The following is a 21,621-nucleotide window of genomic DNA, read 5'->3' on the forward strand; positions in this document are numbered from 1 at the left end:
CCCAGGGTCCCCGTTGCCCTCGGCTGTCCCAACGACGGCCACCACCCTAGGGTCCCGTCCCGCGGAGGTGAGATCAGCCAGCGGTTCGTAGCAGGGCTGCGACAATCGGCCCGGCCGCGTCGCCGCCGTGGCCGCCCTCCTCGGTCATGGCCGCCGCCGCGATGTCGTTCCGGAACCCGGTGAACCAGCTGTTGGACTTGGCGTTCCCGTCGACCTCGGCGGAACCGGTCTTGGCGCCGATGTCGCCGCCGAGCCCTGCCATGGCCTCCTGGGCGGTGCCCCGGGTCGCGGTGAGCCGCATCATCTGCTTCAGCTGGGCGACGGTGCTCGCCTTCAGGCCCTCGGCCTGGGCCAGCTGCCGGTCGTCCAGCCTCGGCGAGACGAGATAGGGCTGACGGAAGGTGCCGGTGATCGCGGTCGCCGTCACCGAGGCCATGTTCAGCGGGCTCATCTGCACCTGGCCCTGCCCGATGGCACCGGCCGCGCGGTCCGGTCCGCCGACCGCGGGGACGCTGCCGTCGAAGGAGAAGATGCCGGTCTTCCAGTTGTCCTGCCCGAGCCCGAAGCGCTGCTCGGCCTCCTGGTTCAGCGAGGCGTCCGTGAGCGGCTGCTCGTCGATGAGCTTGATGAAGGCGGTGTTGCAGGACCGCATGAAGCTGTCGGCCAGGGTGGCGTTCTCGTTGGGCTCCATGCCCTTGAGGTTGTTGAAGGTCTGGCTCTGCCACGTCGCCGTGGCCGGGCAGGGTGCCGGGCCGCTCATCGAGGTCACGCCGTTGTCGATGAGCATCGCGGCGGTGATGATCTTCATCGTGGAACCGGGTGCGGTCCGGCCCTCGAAGGCCGCGTTGAAGCCGTCCGTGCGGTTGTTCGCCACGGCCAGCACCTCACCGGTGCTCGGCTTGACGGCCACCACCGACGACTGGGCGAACCGCTTGACCGCCTTCTCGGCCGCCGCCTGCGCGCTCGGGCTGATCGTGGTCGTGAGCTTGCCGGGCTTGCCCTCGGCGAGGGTCAGCAGCGGGGTGTCGGGAGCGCTCCCACTGTGCCGGACGACCAGCTCGATTCCGGCGGAGCCGCCGGCCTTCCGTCCGTACTTGTCGCGCAGGGCGTCCAGAACGGGGCCGAGGGAGGGGTACTTCTCCTTCGTCAGCTCCGAGCCGTCACGGCCGACCGCCTCGATGGGCGGGCTGTCCGACAGCTCCGTGACGAGGGTGTCGTCCTTCTTCAACTCCGGGTGCACGACGGACGGCTGCCAGTCGACCAGCGCCCGTCCGCTGGTGAGACCGCGCACGACCGTCAGCTTGCTGCTGTAGCTCAGCGGCTTCGACTTCCCGCCGTAAGTCACCTTCGCCTTCACCGTGTAGGGCACGGTGGTGCCGGCCGCCGCGCCGGGCGTGATCTTCACATCGGTGATGTGCGCGTCGTCCCCGAAGGCGGTCAGCAGCTGCTCGGCGGCCGCGTCGTTGTTCGTGTACGACGCCGCCGTCGCGGCCTCGCCCTTCTCCCAGGCCGCGAAGAACTCGGCCGTGGTCTTGCTGACCTCGTCCTTGCCGGGCGGCCCCGACTTCTCCTCCGCGGCCACCCCGCTCGTACCGCCCCCGTCCCCGCTGAGCGCGCTCATGATGTTGTAGGCCCCGTACCCGGCCCCGCCCACCATCACCGCGAACACACCGCCTATGACAGCGGCCTTGACCCCCCTGCTCATGAGGTGGTCCCCTCCCCGTTGAGCTTCACACGCTCCTTTGAACGTGTTCAGAAAGCTCATATCCGTGAGCACTCTATGCACAAGCGGTTACTACCGGCACGGGCGTTTCGATTTTTTGACCGAAGACGGCCGGTGGACCCAGCACTGGTAAACCTTCGGCCACGAACTACGGCCGGTGTACGGAGACGACCTCGTACGGTACGAGGTCGAGCGTCGCGATCTTCAGTACCTGCTCCATGCACGCCCGCACATCGGCGTCTTCGCGCGCGGCAGCCAGGTCCGCTTGCGAGCGCCACTGGTTGTAGTTGGCCACTCGAGTGCCCTCAAGACCTCGGTGGATATTGGCCTGCACATAGCCAGGCTGCTTCGGCATGACCTCCCGCGCCATGTACTGGAGCAGCTCGATGAGACGTTGCTGGTTCTCGGGAGCAACGGTGAAGACATTGATGTAGGTGACCAGGTCGCCGCCCGTACTGATCTCGGTCATGCCCCATATCTCCTCGCAGGTCCTGTGAGGCGTGGTGTCCGTCACAGGAAGCGACACGGGTGCACTCTCCTGGGCGCGATCCTTGGACGCCGGGTGATCTGGACCGCCGGCCGGGGCGACGGCACGCAGCGCCGCTTCGACCCGGCGGTTGCTGGTCATGGATGCCGTGATGGCCGTCATCGCCAGGAGGAGGACGGCGGCGGCGTAGAGCGGGGTGCGGATGTCGTAGGCGGTGGCCAGCCAGCCGCCGAGGAAGGCACCGATGGGGGCGGCGCCCATGGCCAGCATGCGGGAGGTGGAGGCGACCCGGCCCATGAGGTGGGCCGGGACGATCGTCTGCCGGAGGGAGGGCCCGAGCACCATCGTGGCGCCCATGCCGGCCCCGCAGACGGCGAGCGCCAGCCCGGCCACGTACGGGTTCGGGGCAGCGGCCAGGACCAGGATGGCAAGCCCCTCGACGGCGGCTGTGCAGGTCAGCGCGGTGCCGGTGCCGAGTCGTCGGCCAAGGTGGGAGGCGATGCCCGCACCGAGCAGGCCGCCGGTGGCCTCCGCCGTGAGGAGCAGGCCGAAGCCGTAGGTGTCGATGCCGAGGCGGTCGTGCGCTAAGAGGGCGAGGACGGTCTCCACGGCGAGGAAGGCGACGTTCCCGACCGCCGGGCGCAGCGCGAGCCCGAGCAGCAACCGGTCCCGGAAGACGTACGAGGCCCCGGCCCGCGCCTGCCGAAGCAGCGACTCGCGAACCTCCGGCACCGGCCGGGGCATGGCGGGCAGTGTACGGACGAGCAGTGCGGAGAGCGTGAACGACACCGCGTCGGCGAGCAGCGGAGCCGCCCGCCCGAGTGCGAGCAGTGCACTGCCCGCAGGCGGCCCCGCGAAGCCGGACATGGCGGTCTGGGCGCCGCGCAATCGGGAGTTGGCGCGCTCCAGGAGGGCGGGGTTGCGGCCGAGCAGATCCGGCAGATAGGCCGTGGCGGCCGTGTCGAAGAAGAGTCCGCCGAGGCCGAGCAGGAAGGCGACGGCCGCGAGCAGCGGAATGCTCAGCACGTCGAGTACGGCCGCTGCCGCCGGTATCGCGAGCAGTACCGCACGCGCCGCGTCCATGACCCACATCGTGCGCCGGCGGTCCCAGCGGTCCACCAGCGCACCGCCGAGCACCCCGAAGAGCAGCCACGGCAGCGTCCCGGCGGCCGTGACGACGGCGAGCGCCACCGGATCCCGCGTCAACGTCAGCGCGAGCAGCGGCAGCGCGGCATGCGACACGCCGTCACCGAGCGAGGACACCGTCTGCGCGGTCCACAGCCTTCCGAACCCGGCCGGTAACTTCCGGACATCTGAGGTCACTTGGTGTCCCCCTCGGCCTGCTCGCGCGGTGCCGGGTGGAACAGTGCGAAGACGAGTGACGCGTCCGCCAGCGACGGATCGGACAGCGCCTGGTACTCATCCGCCAGTGCCTGCAGCCGCGCCCCCAGCTGCGCGAACTGCTCCTCGGTGAGCCGCAGATGAGCCATCCGTACGTGCCGCTCGCCGTCCGCCGGCGACGCCTCCAGGTCCGCCACCGCATGGCGCATCAGCACATCCGGCCCTCCCTCGCCCGGATCCGGCAGCACGATCGCCCGCGCGGCCATCGCGTAGTACCGCTCGGTGACACCCCGCACCTTCCGCGTCCGAACCACCTTCACCAGGCCGGCCCGCTCCAGCAGCCGTACGTGATAGCTGGAACTCCCCTTCGCGAGGCCCACCCGCTCGGCGATCTGCGTGATCGTCGCCGGCTCGAAGCGGAGCACGGCCATGATCCGGTGGCGCGTGAGGTTGGAGACGGCGCGCAGTTGCTCGTCCGTGGTGACGCGAAACGTCTCGGGGAGATCATCGGTAGGCATGCGAGCAATGGTTAACAGTTCTTGACCATTGGGCAAGGGGATTTCGCGCGGACCACCGCCATGGCGTGACGTGCTCCCTCACACCAGGACGGTCGTCAGCCCGGCTACACCCACGTGTCCAGCCACATCCGCGCCCGCCAGTCGTCGATGGGGATGGCCTGGCCGGTGTACAGGGGCCAGAAATAAATGAAGTTCCACGCGATCAGCAGGACGAGGACGCCCGCGGCCGTGGCGCCGACGACGCGGCGGGTGTCGGTGGAGCGGGGAGGGCCGATGATCGCGCCGAGGAGCATGGCGACCGCCAGGCACAGGAACGGCAGGAAGACGATGGCGTAGAAGAAGAAGATCGTGCGCTCCTGGTACATGAACCAGGGCAGGTAGCCGGCCGCGATGGCGCAGGCGATGGCGCCCGCGCGCCAGTCGCGGCGGAACAGCCAGCGCCACAGGACGTAGAGGACCGCGAAGCAGGCGACCCACCACAGCAGCGGCGTGCCGAGGGCCAGGACCTCGCGGGCGCACTTCTCGCCGGCGTCGACCGGGCAGCCGTCCTTGCCGGGCGCCGGCGACTCGTAGAAGTACGACACCGGGCGGCCCAGGACCAGCCAGCTCCACGGGTTGGACTGGTAGGTGTGCGGCGAGGACAGGCCGACGTGGAACTCGTACACCTGGTGCTCGTAGTGCCACAGGCTGCGCAGCCAGTCGGGCAGGAAGGTCCAGTTGCCGCCCTTGCCGTCGGTCGCGGCCCAGTTGCGGAAGTAACCGCCCTTGCCGTCCGTGGCGGAAAGGATCCAGCCGGTCCAGGACAGCACGTAGGTGACGATCGCGACCGGGACCGTGGCGAGGAACGCCAGGCCCGTGTCGCGCCTGAACACCGCCGAGTACGGGTGCCGGGCGCCGGCCACCCGGCGCGAGCCGACGTCCCACAGGACCGCCATCAGGCAGAACGCCGCCAGGATGTACAGGCCGTTCCACTTCGTGGCGAAGGCCAGGCCCAGCATCAGGCCCGCCGCCCAGCGCCAGGGGCGCCAGCCCAGGCGGGCCGTCTCGGCGACGTACCGGTCGGGCCGGACCCGGCCGTCGGCGTCCACCGGGAGAGCCGCGGCGAGTTTCCCGCGGGCCTTGTCCCGGTCGATGAGCAGACAGCCGAACGCGGCCAGCACGAAGAACATCAGCACGCCGTCGAGCAGCGCCGTGCGGCTCATCACGAAGTGCAGGCCGTCCACCGCCATCAGCGCGCCCGCCAGGCACCCCAGGAACGTGGAGCGGAACAGCCGGCGCCCGATCCGGCACAGCAGCAGCACCGACAGCGTGCCGAGCAGCGCCGTCATGAACCGCCAGCCGAACGGGTCGAAACCGAACAGCAGCTCGCCGAGCCCGATGACGTACTTGCCGACCGGCGGATGCACGACGTACGCCGCGTCCGTCGGGATCGTCACGTGCCCGCCCGACGAGAGGACCAGGTCGTTGGCGTTCTTGTCCCAGTTGACCTCGAAACCGCGGTGGACGAGCGCCCACGCGTCCTTGGCGTAGTACGTCTCGTCGAATATCACCGCCTTGGGGTTGCCCAGGTTCCAGAACCGCAGCGCGCCCGCCAGCAGAGTGACGAGCAGAGGGCCGATCCAGCCCGACCAGCGCACCAGCCGCCCCGCGAGCGTGTGCGGGATGCCGAGCGCGGCCCACAGGCGCGGGCCGGGCTCGGTGTACGGCGGCACCAGCCGGTCACGGACGTCACCGGCGTCGCTTCGGGGCTGCTGGTAGCCGAAGCGGCGCAGCCGCTGCTGCCAGGACGGCCGCTGCTCGTGCGGCGCCTGGCCCTGCCGGGTGTCCGTGGAGGACGCGGTACTGGTCACCGCGCCATCGTAGGGAACCGTGCTGTGTGAGTCCCGTGCATGGCCGGTATGCGTCCCCGTCCTCCGCCCCTGGGCGGAGTGTGCGTCCCCGGTCCCTGGGAGGATGGAGGGCGTGACCGGAACCCTCGTACTCGCAGGCACCCCCATCGGCGACACCGCGGACGCCCCGCCCCGGCTCGCCGAGGAACTGGCCGGAGCCGATGTCGTCGCCGCCGAGGACACGCGGCGGCTGCGGCGGCTGACCCAGGCGCTCGGCGTCACACCCAAGGGGCGGGTGGTGTCGTACTTCGAGGGCAACGAGTCCGCGCGGACCCCGGAACTGGTCGAGGAACTGGTCGGCGGGGCGCGTGTGCTGCTCGTCACGGACGCCGGGATGCCGTCGGTGTCGGACCCCGGGTACCGGCTGGTCGCCGCCGCCGTGGAGCGCGACGTCCGGGTCACCGCCGTGCCCGGGCCGTCCGCCGTGCTCACCGCGCTCGCGCTGTCCGGGCTGCCCGTCGACCGGTTCTGCTTCGAGGGGTTCCTGCCGCGCAAGGCGGGGGAGCGGCTGGGGCGGCTGCGGGAGGTGGCCGGGGAGCGGCGCACGCTCGTCTACTTCGAGGCTCCGCACCGGCTCGACGACACGCTCGCGGCGATGGCCGAGGTCTTCGGGGCCGAGCGGCGGGCCGCGGTGTGCCGGGAGCTGACCAAGACGTACGAGGAGGTCCGGCGGGGCGGGCTGGAGGAGCTCGCCGCGTGGGCCGCGGAGGGTGTGCGCGGGGAGATCACCGTCGTGGTGGAGGGGGCGCCTGAGAAGGGGCCTGAGGAGATCGGGCCCGAGGAGCTCGTGCGGAGGGTCCGGGTGCGGGAGGAGGCGGGGGAGCGGCGCAAGGAGGCCATTGCCGCGGTGGCGGTTGAGGCCGGGGTGCCGAAGAGGGTGGTGTTCGATGCGGTGGTTGCTGCGAAGAATGCCGGCTGACCGTCGTGTGTGGTTGCTCGCGCAGTTCCCCGCGCCCCTTTGGGGCGCATCTCATGGGTGGGCAAAGGCGACGGGGAGCTGGGGCAAGGAACCCCCAAAACGGCGCCAATAGTCGACAGGTCTGCTGCCATCGGTCCAGCCGAGCAGTCCACTGGGGTGCGGGGGCGGAATCGCCCTCACGCCACAGCGGAACAGGAGCTGGCATGAGTGAGATCACAGGGCAGACCGGGCTCCGCGCCGGTGCGAGTGCCGTCGTCAACGAGTCGTACTCCTTCGCGTGCATGCGCTGCGGGTACGGCTGGGAGCAGTCGTACGAGATAGAGCACCACACGGACGCCGCGGGGCACGAGTTCGTCCTCTACGTGGCGGACGGCCAGGTCGTGCCCTCCCCGCTGAGCAAGCCCACGTGCCAGAACTGCGACGGACACCTCGTGCGGATCATGCGGCCCGGGCGGGTCGAGTCGGCGCGCAACGCGGCGCACCGGCCCCACCGCGTGCCCCCGCAGGCCGGCCCCGTCCAGGCCCCGGCGGCCGACGCCGAGGCCGAGGGTGAGCGCGAACAGGCCGAGGACCACCACTGGCACCTGTCCGACCTGCTGCACCCCTTCCAGCGCAAGGCGAGCTGACCCGTCAGGCTCCCCTTGTCGACGCCCTCCCCGGTCCTCCCCCATCGGGGAGGGCGTACCCCTTTCGTAGGATCGGGGCATGCCCTCGAATGACTCCGGCAAGCATGCCGCGCCCCCGCTCCCGGAACCCCTCCGGGTGCCGGTCGCCGACTCCCACACCCACCTGGACATGCAGTCCGGCACGGTCGAGGAGGCGCTGGCGAAGGCGGCGTCCGTCGGAGTGACGACCGTCGTGCAGGTCGGCTGCGACCTCAAGGGCTCCCGCTGGGCGGCCGACACGGCCGCGGCGTACGACGCCGTCCACGCGGCGGTCGCCCTGCACCCGAACGAGGCGCCCCGGATCGTCCACGGCGACCCGGACGGCTGGTCGAGGCAGGGCGCGCGCGAACCCGGCGGCCAGGCGGCCCTGGACGAGGCGCTCGCCGAGATCGACCGGCTGGCCGCGCTGGAGCAGGTCAAGGGCGTCGGTGAGACGGGCCTCGACTACTTCCGCACCGGCCCCGAGGGCAAGGAGGCGCAGGAGAGGTCCTTCCGCGCCCACATCGAGATCGCCAAGCGGCACGACAAGGCCCTGGTCATCCACGACCGCGAGGCCCACGACGACGTTCTGCGCGTCCTGAAGGAGGAGGGCGCCCCCGAGCGGACCGTCTTCCACTGCTACTCCGGCGACGCCGAGATGGCTCGGATCTGCGCGAGCGCGGGCTACTTCATGTCCTTCGCCGGCAACGTCACCTTCAAGAACGCCCAGAACCTGCGGGACGCGGTGGCGGTGGCCCCGCTGGAGCTGCTGCTGGTGGAGACCGACGCGCCCTTCCTCACGCCGGTGCCGTACCGCGGCCGGCCCAACGCCCCGTACCTCGTGCCGATCACGGTGCGGGCCATGGCCGAGGTGCGCGGCATCGACGAGGACACGCTGGCGACGGCTCTCGCGGCGAACACGGCACGGGCGTTCGGTTACTGACCGTTCCTAAAGACTGAGCGGGAGTGAGTCCTGTTGCCAGGGCTCATGCTCACGGTGGGGTGTGGTCAGGGGCTGCTGCCAGTGCTGAGCACCCCACCGGGAGGTGTGGGCCGGATCCACCGCGACGATCGCGATGTTCTGCTCGGCGGCCATCGACACCAGCCGCGCCTTCAGCTTCGCGGTGGGGAAGCGGGAGATCAGACGGCGGAACCGCTTGTTACGGCCGTGCCGCTCCCGGCTGGTGCCGTCGGTGAAGTCGAGGTCCTCGATCGCAATGGCGGCAGCCCCGCGGCGGTGGGTGTGGTGCAGCAGCCGGGTCAGCGCATGGCGGATCTGAGCGTCCCGATGGGCGGCGGTGCCGGACAGGTCGTAGAAGAAGCGCTGGGGTTCGCCGACGGGGTTGCCGTGCACATCCAGCCGCCAGGCGGCCAGGTGGTCATCGTTCATGTCCACCGCCACCACCCCCTTGGCCAACGCCGCATCCATCGGCAGGACCGGGACAGCTGGGCGCTGCCAGGAAGCGGTGACATACCAGCGGTGACGGACCGGGTCGTGGTGGATGCGGTAGGCCACCGCCCGGTTGTCCGTAACCCGGTCCGCTCATTCCTCGCCCCGGTGCTTAAACACCACGGTGGCGTCAAGGACGTAGCGGCCGTGCGGGGCGTTGGCCAGACGCGCCAGGGCGGCCGGCAGCCTGATCGAGACCTGCCCGGAGTCGGTGATGCGGATGGTCTCGTTGCCGAAGCGTTTGCCGGACTCCCCGTCGGCGGCCAGGAACATCCGCGCCGCCTCCCACCGCTGACGCCAGGCCGCCTCCTCCAGCCCGGCCTGGTCCAGGTGGTGGCGCAGATGAGCGAGCTGCTTGCCGCCCCGCACCACATGCACCCGGCCCGCCGCCCAGTCCGCCTCCACAGCCGTCAGCCGGTCTTTCAGCGTGTGCAGGCGGCGGGCCTTGGCGTGCCACTCCGCCCGCGAGCCGTACCCGCGCACCAGCCCTTCGCGCTTGTTCGCCTTGGCGCCCAGCGGACGCGCCAGCCGGGCCTCGATCGCGGTGATCTGCCCACGCAGCCACGCCATCTCCGCCATCTGTCCGCGCCGGGCCAGCGCCCACTGGTCATGGGTGGCCTTGGTGATGCTGCCCGCCCACCGCGCCGACGAGTCCCCGGTCAGCTCCCGCTTACGAGCAGCCCACGTGGCGGCATCATGGGCCAGCCCCTGGCGGGAGCGCACCGCGAGATCCCGGGATGCCAGCGCGCCCAGGAACGTACCGACCTCGGCCAATACGGCCGCGTCCGCCTCCGAGACCCGCAATCGGGCTCGGATCGCCACCCCTGAGGGGCCGGGCACCGCAAACGGCGCTGCCACCTTCCGCAGCCCGCCCACGTCACCCCCGGCCCGATGTCGACGATCCGGCACCGCATCCAACGAGCCCCAGCCGCAAAGGTCACCCATTCGACAGGCAAACTTCGGTTCCCCTGACTCCGGAGCCGGCTGGGTCTCCTCGTCGGCAGTACCGGCACTCACTCACACTCGCTCATACACGCATACGCTCGACCAAGCGGCAGCAGTAACAACCCTTCCGCCCGCCTCACCGTACGACTGTGCGTAGTCGCGTCGCTTTGGAGAGTGACGAACGCTCCGCTAGGTTCTGTGGGCCCGATCCGGACCCCTCTGGACCCCCTCCGGCCCCTGGAGCGTGTCGGCGTGAGCAACTCGCGGTACGAGACATACGAGACGTACAACACGTACGAGACGTACGAGGCGCACAAGGCCTACGAGCCGTCCGGCCCGGCCTACGCGGACACGCTGTACGGCGGTTTCGACGCGCCGCCCGCCGATCCGCACAGTGCCGAGACGCTCGGGTACGGGACGACGCCCGGGGCGCCCGCCGCCTACGAGGACACCTACCGGCCCGCCTACGAGGTGCCTCCCCCGCGCACCTCGCGCGCGGAGGCGCGCGCCGAAGCCCGCGCCGAGTCGCGCGCCGGCTCGCACCGGCGGTCCGCGCGCCGGCGCAAGGCGCGGTACGTCGAGCGGCCGGGCGACGGCTCCATGCGGCGGCTGCTCCCGCAGGCCCTGGTCGTCGCCTTCCTGGCGGGCGGCACCACGGCGTTCGTCGCCAAGGACAAGGCGATCGAGCTGAACGTCGACGGCAAGGCGCGCACGCTGCACACCTTCGCCGACGACGTCACCGAGCTGCTGGCCGAGGAGGGCGTCGACGTCGGCGCCCACGACGCGGTGACGCCCCGCCCCGGCACGGAGATCGCCAGCGGCGACGAGGTCGCCGTGCGCTACGGCCGCCCCGTGCGGCTCACCCTCGACGGACAGCGCAGCGAGGTGTGGACGACGGCGCACACCGTGGAGGGTGCGCTCCGGCAGCTGGGGGTGCGACAGGAGGGCGCGTACGTGTCCACCTCGCGCTCACGGCGTATCGGGCGGGAAGGTCTCGCGCTGGACGTGCGGACCGAGCGCACCGTCACGATCATGGCCGACGGCCGGGCCCGCACCGTCCGCACCAACGCGGCGACCGTGCGGGAGGCCGTGGAGGAGGCCGGGATCACCCTGCGCGGCCAGGACACCACGTCGGTCCCGCAGGGGAGCTTCCCGCGCGACGGGCAGACCGTCACGGTGCTGCGGATCACCGGCGGCAGGGAGGTCCGTGAGGAGCCGATCCCGTTCCAGGTGCGGCGGACCGACGACCCGACCCTGTTCCGCGGCACGGAGGTCGTCGAAGAGGCGGGCCGGCCCGGCCTGCGCCGGGTCACCTACTCCCTGCGCACCGTCAACGGCGTCAAGCAGAAGCCGCGCCGGATCAGGTCCGAGGTGGTGCGCGAACCGCGCCCGCAGCTGGTGAAGGTCGGTACCAAGCCGCGACCGGCGTCCGTCGAGGGCGCCGACCACCTCGACTGGCAGGGCCTCGCGGCCTGCGAGTCCGGCGGCCGCCCCGACGCGGTCGACTCGTCGGGCACCTACGGCGGCCTGTACCAGTTCGACACCCACACCTGGCAGGCCCTCGGCGGCAAGGGCCGCCCCCAGGACGCCCCGGCGGCGGAACAGACATACCGCGCGAAGAAGCTGTACGTACGGAGAGGGGCGAGTCCTTGGCCGCACTGCGGCGGGCGTTTGCGCGGATGACGCCTTAGCTGCGGGCAATCGTGCCGCCAAGGGCGGCACGGGTGGGCGCAGCGGCACCCCGCACCGCCGGGCTGCGCAACGCCCCCACCCCCAACGCCGAGCACCAAGAAACCCGGCCCCCCAAACCCCCCGTACCCTTGTCCCCGTGACCAGCCCCACCCCCGACGCCCTCCTCGGCCCCGCCGACGTCCGCGAACTCGCGGCATCCCTCGGCGTACGCCCCACCAAACAACGCGGCCAGAACTTCGTGATCGACGCGAACACCGTCCGCCGCATCGTCCGCACCGCACAGGTCCACTCCGACGACGTGGTCGTCGAGGTAGGCCCGGGCCTCGGGTCACTGACGCTCGCCCTGCTGGAGGTCGCCGACCGCGTCACCGCCGTCGAGATCGACGACGTGCTCGCCGCCGCGCTGCCCGCGACCATCACGGCTCGCATGCCCGACCGCGCCGACCGCTTCGCCCTCGTCCATTCCGACGCGATGCACGTCACGGAGCTGCCCGGCCCCGCCCCGACCGCGCTGGTCGCCAACCTCCCCTACAACGTGGCCGTCCCGGTCCTGCTGCACATGCTCGAGGCCTTCCCGAGCATCGAACGCACCCTGGTCATGGTCCAGTCGGAGGTCGCCGACCGCCTCGCCGCCCCGCCCGGCTCGAAGGTGTACGGCGTCCCGTCGGTCAAGGCCAACTGGTACGCCGAGGTCAAGCGGGCCGGTGCCATCGGACGGAACGTCTTCTGGCCCGCGCCCAACGTCGACAGCGGCCTGGTCTCCCTCGTCCGCCGGGCCGAGCCGCTGAAGACGACGGCCTCCAGGCGTGAGGTGTTCGCCGTCGTCGACGCCGCCTTCGCCCAGCGCCGCAAGACGCTGCGGGCCGCGCTCGCCGGCTGGGCCGGGTCCGCCGCCGCCGCGGAGGCCGCCCTCGTCGCCGCCGGGGTCTCCCCGCAGGCGCGGGGCGAGTCGCTGACCGTGGAGGAATTCGCGCGGATCGCGGAGCACAAGCAGCACCAGCACCAGCAGGAGGAATCCGCGTGAGCGTGACGGTCCGGGTCCCCGCCAAGGTCAACGTCCAGCTGGCGGTCGGCGCCGCCCGCCCCGACGGCTTCCACCCCCTGGCCAACGTCTTCCTCGCGGTCGGCCTCTACGACGAGGTCACCGTCACCCCGGCCGACGAGCTCCGCCTCACCTGCGAGGGCCCGGACGCCGGCCAGGTCCCCCTGGACCGTACGAACCTGGCCGCCCGGGCGGCCGAGGCGCTCGCCGGGCGGTACGGCCGTACGCCCGACGTCCACATTCACATCGCCAAGGACATCCCCGTCGCCGGCGGCATGGCGGGCGGCAGCGCGGACGGCGCCGGCGCGCTGGTCGCCTGTGACGCGCTGTGGGGGACCGGCGCCTCCCGGGAGGAACTGCTCGAGATCTGCGCCGAGTTGGGCAGTGACGTGCCGTTCAGCCTGGTCGGCGGGGCCGCGCTGGGCATCGGGCGGGGCGAGCAGCTGACGCCCCTGGAGGTCGGCGGCACCTTCCACTGGGTGTTCGCGATGGCCGGCCGCGGCCTGTCCACCCCGGCCGTGTTCCGGGAGTTCGACCGGCTCGGCGAGGGCACGGACATCCCCGAGCCCGTCGCCTCCCAGGAACTCCTCGCCGCCCTGGCGAAGGGCGACCCGGACGCACTCGCCGCCGCCGTCTCCAACGACCTCCAGCCCGCCGCCCTCTCCCTCTTCCCGGAACTCGCCGGCACCCTGGCCACGGGCCGGGCCGCCGGCGCCCTTGCCGCCCTGGTCTCCGGCTCGGGCCCGACCACGGCGTTCCTCGTCCGCGGCCCGGAGTCGGCGGCGGCGGTCGCGCAGGCGCTGGTGGCCTCCGGCACGTGCCGGACCGTACGGACGGCGTCGGGCCCGGCACCGGGGGCGACGGTCGCCGGGCGTCACACGACGAGGTAATCCCGTGCGGCGGCCGGTTCCCGGCACTTAGGCTCCCCCGGTTGTTCTCGAACACTCGAACAGTGGGGGCGAAGGCGTGGAGGAACTGGTCACGGCCGTACGGCGCGGAGACGTGGACGAGGTCCGGGCCCTGCTGGAGTCCGGGGCCGACCCCGACACCCTCGACGACGGCCTCCCGGTCCTGTGCCGGGCGGTGGCGGCGTACGACGAACCCGTGGCCGAAGCGCTGCTGGAGGCCGGAGCCGACCCCCTGCGCCGGCTGCCCGACGGCAGCACCCCGCTGCTGCGGGCCGTGGACAGTGGGTCACATCACATGGTCGACGCGCTCGCCTCCCACCGGGTGCCGCTCCCCGCGCCGGAGCGCGAGGGGCTGCTGGCCCGGGCCCGCCGTTGGACCGAGGCGGGCGTGGAGGCGGAGCTGCGCCGGCTCACCGGCCTCACGGGGCCCGTCGAGCGGAGCCGGGTCGAGGACGACGAGGTCGGCTGCTGGTGCGAGCAGCTCACGCTCGGCGGGATGACCGTGCGCGACGAGCACCGGGCGGTGCTCACCTCCATGGAAGAGCGCTACGGGATCCGTACGTCCTTCGACGAACTGGTCGCGCGTGCCCTCGCCCACCCCGACCGGGACCACATGGTGTGGTCCGACGTGGTGTTCACGCTGGGCCGCCGGGTCGACGAGGAGACCTGGCAGTGGAGCAGGGACCTGCTCAACCACCCCGACCGGCTGCACCGCCTCCTCGCCGCCGACCTGCTGCTGTCGCTGATCTTCGGAGACCTCGTCACGGGACGCGCCCCGTTCTGGGAGCGGGGGAGGGAGCTCGTGCCCTGGGCCGAACAGGAGGAGGACCCGGAGGTGCTGGCGGTCATCCTCCAGGCGATGACCCACGACAGCGCCCCGGAGATCGAGGAGGCCGGCCTGTCGCACCTCGCCCACCCGGACCCCCGGGTACGCGCCCTGGTGACGGACGCCCTGCAGAAATCCGAGGACGGCCGGTCCCTGGCCCGCCCCGAGAGCCTCACCGCGGTGCTCACCCTGGCCCGTGACGAGGACCCCGGCGTACGCGAGGCGGCGTGCCGCTGGCTCGCGAACTACCGGGGGCGCGAGCCCGAGGTCGGGGACGCGCTGGTCGCACTCACTCATGACCAATGGCAGCCGGTCCGCATCGAGGCCGTGTCCGGCCTGGCCTACCGCGACGATCCGCGCTGTGTGGAGGCCGAGCACCGGATCGGTCCCGTCGTTGCCGACGCGGAGCTGCCGTACGACGAGAGGCTGATGGACGTGTGGCGGTACCAGCGCCGTCAAGAGGCCGCCGGGGGCTCCTGACGGCCCCGGACGGAGCACCGCCCCGCCCGACTACCCTGGAGGGTCGATCGTCCCCCCTGTCAGGAGAGAAATGGCCGTCAACCTGGTCAATGTCGAGAACGTCAGCAAGGTGTACGGCACCCGCGCCCTGCTCGACGGCGTCTCCCTCGGCGTCTCCGAAGGGGAACGCATCGGCGTCGTGGGCCGCAACGGCGACGGCAAGACCACGCTGATCCGCATGCTCGCCAGGCTGGAGGAGGCCGACACCGGGCGCGTCACGCACTCCGGCGGACTGCGCATCGGCGTGCTCACGCAGCACGACTCCCTCGACCCGGAGGCCACCGTCCGCCACGAGGTCATCGGCGACATGGCCGACCACGAGTGGGCGGGCGTCGCCAAGGTCAGGGACGTGCTGACCGGCCTGTTCGGCGGGCTCGACCTGCCGGGGTTCCCCAAGGGGCTCGACACCGTCATCGGTCCGCTGTCCGGCGGTGAGCGGCGCCGCATCGCGCTCGCCAAGCTGCTCATCGAGGAGCAGGACCTGCTCGTCCTCGACGAGCCCACCAACCACCTCGACGTCGAGGGCATCGCCTGGCTCGCCCGGCACCTGCAGAACCGCCGGTCGGCGCTCGTCTGCGTCACCCACGACCGCTGGTTCCTGGACCAGGTGTGCACGCGCATGTGGGACGTCCAGCGCGGAGACGTCTACGAGTACGAGGGCGGCTACTCCGACTACGTCTTCGCCCGGGCCGAGCGCGAGCGCATCGCCGCCACCGAGGAGGTCAAGCGGCAGAACCTCGTCCGCAAGGAGCTGGCCTGGCTGCGCCGCGGGGCACCCGCCCGTACGTCCAAGCCGCGCTTCCGCGTCGAGGCCGCCAACGAGCTCATCGCGGACGTACCGCCGCCCCGGGACAGCAGCGAGCTGATGAAGTTCGCCTCCACCCGGCTGGGCAAGACCGTGTTCGACTTGGAGGACATCACCGTCCAGGCCGGTCCCAAGGTCCTCCTCAAGCACGTCACCTGGCAGCTCGGGCCCGGCGACCGGATCGGTCTCGTCGGCGTCAACGGCGCCGGGAAGACGTCCCTGCTGCGGGCCATGGCCGAGGCGGCCCGGACCGACGGCGACGCCCAGCCGGTGGGTGGCCGCATCCGCGTCGGCAAGACCGTCAAGCTGGCCTACCTCTCGCAGGAGGTCGCCGAACTCGACCCGGCCACGCGCGTGCTGGAGGCCGTGCAGCAGGTGCGTGAGCGCGTCGACCTGGGCAAGGGGCGGGAGATGACGGCCGGGCAGCTGTGCGAGACGTTCGGCTTCACCAAGGAGAAGCAGTGGACGCCGGTCGGGGACCTCTCCGGCGGTGAGCGGCGGCGGCTCCAGCTGCTGCGGCTGCTCATGGACGAGCCCAACGTCCTCTTCCTGGACGAGCCCACCAACGACCTCGACATCGAGACGCTGACGCAGCTGGAGGACGTGCTCGACGGCTGGCCCGGCTCGATGATCGTCATCTCCCACGACCGGTTCTTCATCGAGCGCACCACCGACCGGGTGTTCGCCCTGCTCGGCGACGGCACCCTGCGGATGCTGCCACGCGGCATCGACGAGTACCTGGAGCGGCGGCAGCGCATGGAGGAGGCCGCGGCCGCCTCGACGCCCGCCGCGGCGCCGCGGACCGCCGCCCCGGAGAAGAGCGCCGCCGACCAGCGCGCCGCCAAGAAGGAACTCCAGAAGATCGAGCGGCAGCTCGACAAGGTCTCCGAGAGGGAGACCAAGCTCCACGCCCAGATCGCCGAAAACGCCACGGACTTCTCGAAGGTGGCGGAACTGGACGCCGAGCTGCGCGAGTTGGCCGGTCAGCGCGAGGAGCTCGAGATGCGCTGGCTGGAACTCGCCGAGGACGCGTGAAGGGTGCGTGAAGGCGCATAACGACGGCATCACGGGCCGGTCCTCCCTTGGGAACAGGGGGTGATACGGCCCGGCCCGTTGTCGGAACGGGGTGATAGAAAGAGCCGTCTTAGAACTTTATGAAGCGACTCTGAGCCCATCGCGTACCTCAGGGCGTGGCTAAAAATCAGTGATCGAACGGGGGAGCCGCTGATGACTCAGCCGCCCAATCAGCCACCGCACGGTGGCTTCGGAGCACCGCAGAACCAGCCGCCGCAGGGTGGTGGCTTCGGGGCACCGCAGACCCCGCCGCCGCCCCAGGGGCCGCCCCAGACGCCGCCGCCGCCCCCGCAGGGGCCGCCGCAGCCGGGATACGGCTATCCCCAGCAGCCCCCGCAGCAGCCGGGGCCGTACGGGCAGCCGGGACCCTACAACTCCGGCCCCTACGGCCAGCCGCAGCAGCCGGGCCCGTACGGCCAGCCCGGCTACGGCTACCCGCAGCAGCCGCAGTACCCGGGCGCGCCCGGCACCCCGCCAGGGGGCGGCTCCGGCAACCCCTTCAAGGGCAAGCCCGCCCTGATCATCGGCGCCGCCGTGGCCGTGCTGCTCGTGGCCGGCGCCACCGTGTGGGCGGTCACCGGCGACGACGGCAAGGACGAGAAGAAGCCCGTCGCCCAGCCGACCGACGACGGCAAGCCCGCCTCCTCCGCTCCGGTCAACCCCGGTGACGGCGGCGGCGACGGCGGCGAGGACCCGGAGGACCTCAACGAGGGCCGCCAGGCGGGCGAGGCGAAGGTCCTCTGGTACAAGGAGGCGCCCGACGCGCCCGGTTCCGGCGCCGACGCCGCCGGCATGTGGATCACCGACAAGACCGCGGTGAAGGCGGCATACAAGCAGCTCTCCGCCTACAACGTCGCTGACGGCAAGCCCACCTGGGACGCGATCACCTTCCCGCAGAAGATCTGCGCGACGACCCCGCAGAAGACGTCCGACGACAAGATCTTCGTCGCGTACATGAGCGGCGGCAGCGACCGCGCCAAGTGCAACCAGCTCCAGGAGATCGACCTCAACACCGGCGACAAGGGCTGGAAGCAGGAGATCGCCGACGGCGCCCTGTTCGACTCCACGCTCTCCGTCGAACTGTCCATCACCGGCAAGACGCTGATGGTGGGCCGCTCCCAGTCCGGCACGGCCTACGACGTCACCAGCGGCGACAAGCTCTTCGACAAGAAGAAGTACGGCGCCGCCTGCTTCCCGTCCGCGTTCGCCGGCGGCGAGAAGCTGATCGCCGTCTCCTCCTGCGGTGCCGGCACCTCGAAGGAGCACGACGAGGTCCAGGAGCTCGACCCGCGAACCGGCGACGCCAAGTGGACCCAGCCGTTCGACAAGGGCTGGCGGGTCGCGCGCACCTACTCGGTCAGCCCGCTGGTCGTCTACAGCACCAACAAGGACAAGAAGGCCTGGAACATCTCCACCTTCACCTCCGGCGGCAAGTTCCGCTCGCAGGTCGCCTTCGACGAGGACTTCGCCCCCGAGTGCGGCTGGGCCATCCTCGAACGCGACCTCCAGGGCTGCCAGGGCGTCGCCGTCGACGACACCACGCTCTACCTCCCGACGGAGGCGACCACCGGCGCCAACGAGATCGTCGCGGTCAACCTCGCCGACGGCAAGGAGAAGTGGCGGGTGAAGTCCCCGGCCGACGAATCGATGCTGCCGATGAAGGTCGAGGGCGGCAAGCTCATCGCCTATGTGCAGCCGTCGTACGACGCGGGCGGCCAGATCGTGTCCATCCCGACCGGCGGCAGCGGCCACAAGCCGGTCAAGCTGCTCCAGAACCCGCAGGGCGCGGCGGACATCGAGAACGGCTTCTTCTCCAAGGACACCGACTGGGTCGACGGGCGCTTCTACATCTCGACCACCCGGCTGAGCGGAAACGACGACACGAAGGAGAAGTTGATGCTCGCCTACGGCAAGTGACTCTTCCCCTCCCGCTTTCGCCTTCGCTTTCGTCGTCCGTCCCCTTCCCCGAGGTACTCACGCCATGACCCAGCCGCCGCCTCCGCCGCCTCAACAGCCCCCGCCGGGGGGTGGCTTCGGGCCGCCCCAGGACCAGCCCCCGCAGGGCCCGCCGACGGGCGGGCCGAACCTCGGGAAGACCCCGCAGCCGGGGTACGGCTACCCGCAGGCCCCGCAGACGCCTCCACCGGCCGCCCCGCAGGCTCCGCAGACGCCGCCCCCGCCGCCCGCGCAGCAGCCGCAGCAGGGGTATGGCTATCCGCAGGGGGCTCCACAGGCGCCCCAGCCGCCCCAGTCGCCGCAGGCGCCGCCCGGCTACGGCTATCCCGGCCAGCAGCCGCCGCAGGCGCCTTACGGCCAGCCGGGATACGGGCAGCCGGGATACGGGCAGCCCGGTTACGGCTATCAGCAGCCGACCATGCCGCTCCAGCCGCAGCCGGGACAGCCGGGCGGGGGACGGAAGTTCAACGCGCAGCTGGCCATCATCGTCGCCGCGGTCGTGGCGATCGCCCTGATCGTCGGCGGCGGCGTCTGGTACTCCACGTCCAAGGACGACGGCAAGAAGGACGACACGGCCAGCTCCGGCGGCACCACCGGCGGCACGGACGACAACAACGGCGGCACCACCTCCGGCGGCAAGGAGAAGGCCCCGGCCGACACCGGCGCCAAGGTCCTCTTCCAGGTCCCGATGCCCGAGGTGAAGAACGACAGCACGGTCGTCGTCTCCGGCTCGTGGCTCACCGACAAGACGTACGCCAAGAGCGGGGTCGCCGAGATCGTCGGCTACGACCGCGACAAGGGCGCCGAGCAGTGGACGATCCCGCTGGACGGCCCGGTCTGCCAGGCCAGCCGCCACGTCACCGACGACAACATGACGGCGATCCTCTACCAGCCGGCGATGCCGACCAAGGCCGACCCGTCGCACGGGTGCAGCCAGATCGCCCTGATCGACCTCGACGCCGGCAAGAAGCTGTGGACCAAGACCCTCAAGACCGGTGACCAGCTGATCAGCTTCGACAACGTCACGATCAGCGGCGACACCGTCGCCGTCGGCAGCACCAGCGGCGGCGGCGCCTTCGACGTCTCAGGCAAGCTCCTGTGGAGCCCGAAGCCGACCGACTCCTGCTACGACGCCGGGTACGGCGGCGGCGAGAAGCTGGTCGCGGTGCGCAAGTGCGGCACGTACGAGCAGCGGCAGTTGCACATCCAGACCATCGACCCGAAGTCCGGGAAGGTGATCTCGGAGTACAAGATGACCCAGGGCATCGAGTACGCGAGCATCGTGTCGACCAACCCGCTCGTCGTGGCCGCCGACGTCGGCGACTCAGCGGGCGACGGCAGCGGCATCTCCGACTTCTTCTCCATCGACAACAAGACCGGCAAGCTGCGCACGCGCATCTCCGCGCCGGGCGAGCAGTTCGCGGCCCGCTGCGAGGGCGTCACCCGCATCGAGCACTGCAACCTGCTGGCCGTCGGCAACGACCGGCTGTACCTGCCGACCGAGGAGCACGACGGCACCGGCGAGTACAGCCAGACCAACGAGATCGTCGCCTTCGACCTCACCACCGGCAAGCAGACCGGGCAGCGGGCCGACGCGGGCGACGGCTACACGATCTCGCCGCTGCGCATGGACGGCGGCAACCTGATCGCGTACAAGCGGCCGCCGTACGACAAGGGCGGTCAGATCGTCAGCATCGACGGGGGCAGCTTCAAGCAGACGAAGCTGCTGGAGAACCCGGCGAACGACTCGGTGCGGGACGTGGAGGCGGGCATGTCGCCGGAGTACTCCGAGTTGCTGTACGGCGACGGGCACCTGTTCATGTCCAAGGTGTACGCCAGCAAGCGGACCAGCAGTACGAGGGAGAAGGAGTACCTGGCGGTCGGCTTCGGTACGAGCTGATCGTTCGGTGTCCGCTCGGTGATCGACTGAGTGCGGATACGGTCCCGTCCCTGTTCAGGGGCGGGACCGTTCGCGTTTGGTTCGGTCAACCTCGTATGAGAGGAATTTCGACGATCGGGGCGATTCTCGCCGGTAGGGGGAGCGCAACGTCGAACAAGCGTGTAGCTTCCGGGGGCATGAAGGCGGGGGAGCCGGGGGGCTTCCATCTGGGGGGACCGGGGTGACTGGGGGGTTACTCGATGGGAGTGCGGCTCATGGTGGTCGACGACCACCGACTGCTGGCGGAGGCGCTGGCCTCGGCGCTGAAGCTGCGGGGGCACCGGGTGCTGGCCGCGGCGGCGCCGGCCGCGGGGGCGGCGGAGCTGGTGATCACGCGGGCGCCGGAGGTGTGCCTGCTGGGGACGGCCACGCCGGCGGAGCCGGGGATCTTCGACCCGGTGGTGCGGATCAAGCGGGAGCGTCCGCAGGTGGCGGTCCTGGTCCTGGGGCCGGTGCCCAGCCCGCGCGGCATCGCGGCCGCCTTCGCTGCCGGCGCGTCCGGCTACGTACGTCATGACGAGCGCATAGAGGGGGTCGAGCGGGCGATCATGAAGGCCCGGGCGGGGGAGGCGGCGGTGGCGCCGCAACTGCTGCAGGGCGCGTTCAGCGAGTTGCTCAACCCGGCGGCCCAACCGGACGACGAGGGCCAGCGGTTGCTGTCGATGCTCACGCCGCGGGAGGTGGAGGTCCTGGTCCGCGTCGCCGACGGCGAGGACACCCGCCTGATCGCGGCGGGCATGGGCATCGCCCCCTCCACGGCCCGCACCCACGTCCAACGGGTCCTGATGAAACTGGGAGTGGGCTCCCGCCTGGAGGCAGCGGCCCTGGCGGCACGGACGGGCCTCTTGGACAGGGCAACCCCACTCACCCGGGCCCCGGATCCGGAGCCGTAGCCGCCCAGCTGCGGGCAGTCGTGCCGCTGGGGCGGCACGGGTGGGCGCAGC

15 protein-coding genes and 2 pseudogenes are annotated in these 21,621 nt (G+C 71.4%); 11 read left to right on the forward strand and 6 right to left on the reverse strand.

What is annotated here, in order from left to right; translation table 11 throughout:
* Positions 1 to 73 precede the first annotated feature (73 nt).
* From ACZ3I3_RS09200 to ACZ3I3_RS09220, 5 genes and pseudogenes are all read right to left on the reverse strand, one after another.
* Positions 74 to 1,705, reverse strand: coding sequence for a penicillin-binding transpeptidase domain-containing protein (locus tag ACZ3I3_RS09200; RefSeq protein ID WP_467363762.1), 1,632 nt, complete (start codon positions 1,703 to 1,705; stop codon positions 74 to 76).
* 166 nt (positions 1,706 to 1,871) lie between these two features.
* A complete protein-coding gene (locus ACZ3I3_RS09205; RefSeq protein ID WP_059417547.1) occupies positions 1,872 to 2,192 on the reverse strand; it encodes an antibiotic biosynthesis monooxygenase family protein in 321 nt (106 codons plus the stop codon).
* A 60-nt stretch (positions 2,193 to 2,252) separates the two neighbouring features.
* Positions 2,253 to 3,533 (reverse strand): annotated as a pseudogene (locus ACZ3I3_RS09210) (MFS transporter); the annotation flags it as partial.
* A complete protein-coding gene (locus ACZ3I3_RS09215; RefSeq protein WP_467363764.1) occupies positions 3,530 to 4,069 on the reverse strand; it encodes an ArsR/SmtB family transcription factor in 540 nt (179 codons plus the stop codon). The pseudogene ACZ3I3_RS09210 and the gene ACZ3I3_RS09215, both read right to left, overlap by 4 nt.
* Positions 4,070 to 4,173: 104 nt before the next feature.
* Complete coding sequence (locus tag ACZ3I3_RS09220) at positions 4,174 to 5,919, reverse strand: dolichyl-phosphate-mannose--protein mannosyltransferase (protein ID WP_467363766.1); 1,746 nt, start codon at positions 5,917 to 5,919, stop codon at positions 4,174 to 4,176.
* Positions 5,920 to 6,031: 112 nt separating this feature from the next.
* On the opposite strand from ACZ3I3_RS09220, the gene rsmI reads away from it, so the two are divergent.
* The 3 genes from rsmI to ACZ3I3_RS09235 all read left to right on the forward strand — a co-directional run bounded on the left by rsmI (position 6,032) and on the right by ACZ3I3_RS09235 (position 8,464).
* Positions 6,032 to 6,877: a 16S rRNA (cytidine(1402)-2'-O)-methyltransferase gene (gene rsmI, locus ACZ3I3_RS09225; RefSeq protein WP_467363768.1), complete on the forward strand. Its 846-nt coding sequence runs from the start codon at positions 6,032 to 6,034 to the stop codon at positions 6,875 to 6,877.
* A 203-nt stretch (positions 6,878 to 7,080) separates the two neighbouring features.
* Entirely contained in the window at positions 7,081 to 7,503 is a 423-nt protein-coding gene (locus tag ACZ3I3_RS09230; protein WP_467363769.1) for a hypothetical protein, read from the forward strand.
* 79 nt (positions 7,504 to 7,582) lie between these two features.
* The gene (locus ACZ3I3_RS09235; protein ID WP_467363770.1) at positions 7,583 to 8,464 is read left to right on the forward strand and encodes a TatD family hydrolase; all 882 of its coding nucleotides are present in this window, start codon (positions 7,583 to 7,585) and stop codon (positions 8,462 to 8,464) included.
* Between the two features lie 48 nt (positions 8,465 to 8,512).
* On the opposite strand, the pseudogene ACZ3I3_RS09240 reads toward ACZ3I3_RS09235, so the two are convergent.
* Positions 8,513 to 9,847: pseudogene (locus ACZ3I3_RS09240) on the reverse strand (IS200/IS605 family accessory protein TnpB-related protein); the annotation flags it as partial.
* Between the two features lie 321 nt (positions 9,848 to 10,168).
* Between ACZ3I3_RS09240 and ACZ3I3_RS09245 the strand changes: the two are divergent.
* The 8 genes from ACZ3I3_RS09245 (at position 10,169) to ACZ3I3_RS09280 (ending at position 21,570) form a co-directional block, all read left to right on the forward strand.
* Positions 10,169 to 11,599: a ubiquitin-like domain-containing protein gene (locus tag ACZ3I3_RS09245; protein ID WP_467363772.1), complete on the forward strand. Its 1,431-nt coding sequence runs from the start codon at positions 10,169 to 10,171 to the stop codon at positions 11,597 to 11,599.
* A gap of 145 nt (positions 11,600 to 11,744) precedes the next feature.
* Positions 11,745 to 12,632, forward strand: coding sequence for a 16S rRNA (adenine(1518)-N(6)/adenine(1519)-N(6))-dimethyltransferase RsmA (gene rsmA / locus ACZ3I3_RS09250; RefSeq protein ID WP_467363774.1), 888 nt, complete (start codon positions 11,745 to 11,747; stop codon positions 12,630 to 12,632).
* Complete coding sequence (locus tag ACZ3I3_RS09255) at positions 12,629 to 13,540, forward strand: 4-(cytidine 5'-diphospho)-2-C-methyl-D-erythritol kinase (protein WP_467363776.1); 912 nt, start codon at positions 12,629 to 12,631, stop codon at positions 13,538 to 13,540. Before rsmA ends, ACZ3I3_RS09255 begins: the two co-directional genes overlap by 4 nt.
* 76 nt (positions 13,541 to 13,616) lie before the next feature.
* Positions 13,617 to 14,864: a HEAT repeat domain-containing protein gene (locus ACZ3I3_RS09260; RefSeq protein ID WP_467363777.1), complete on the forward strand. Its 1,248-nt coding sequence runs from the start codon at positions 13,617 to 13,619 to the stop codon at positions 14,862 to 14,864.
* 70 nt (positions 14,865 to 14,934) lie between these two features.
* Positions 14,935 to 16,743, forward strand: coding sequence for an ABC-F family ATP-binding cassette domain-containing protein (locus tag ACZ3I3_RS09265; RefSeq protein ID WP_467363779.1), 1,809 nt, complete (start codon positions 14,935 to 14,937; stop codon positions 16,741 to 16,743).
* 192 nt (positions 16,744 to 16,935) lie between these two features.
* On the forward strand, positions 16,936 to 18,699 hold the full coding sequence (locus ACZ3I3_RS09270) for an outer membrane protein assembly factor BamB family protein (RefSeq protein WP_467363780.1): 1,764 nt from the start codon (positions 16,936 to 16,938) through the stop codon (positions 18,697 to 18,699).
* Between the two features lie 64 nt (positions 18,700 to 18,763).
* Positions 18,764 to 20,638 (forward strand): outer membrane protein assembly factor BamB family protein, encoded by a 1,875-nt coding sequence (locus ACZ3I3_RS09275; RefSeq protein ID WP_467363781.1) that lies wholly within the window; start codon positions 18,764 to 18,766, stop codon positions 20,636 to 20,638.
* Positions 20,639 to 20,877: 239 nt separating this feature from the next.
* Positions 20,878 to 21,570 (forward strand): helix-turn-helix transcriptional regulator, encoded by a 693-nt coding sequence (locus tag ACZ3I3_RS09280; protein WP_467363782.1) that lies wholly within the window; start codon positions 20,878 to 20,880, stop codon positions 21,568 to 21,570.
* Positions 21,571 to 21,621 lie beyond the last annotated feature (51 nt).

It is taken from the genome of Streptomyces sp. NPDC016851, from assembly GCF_055562795.1.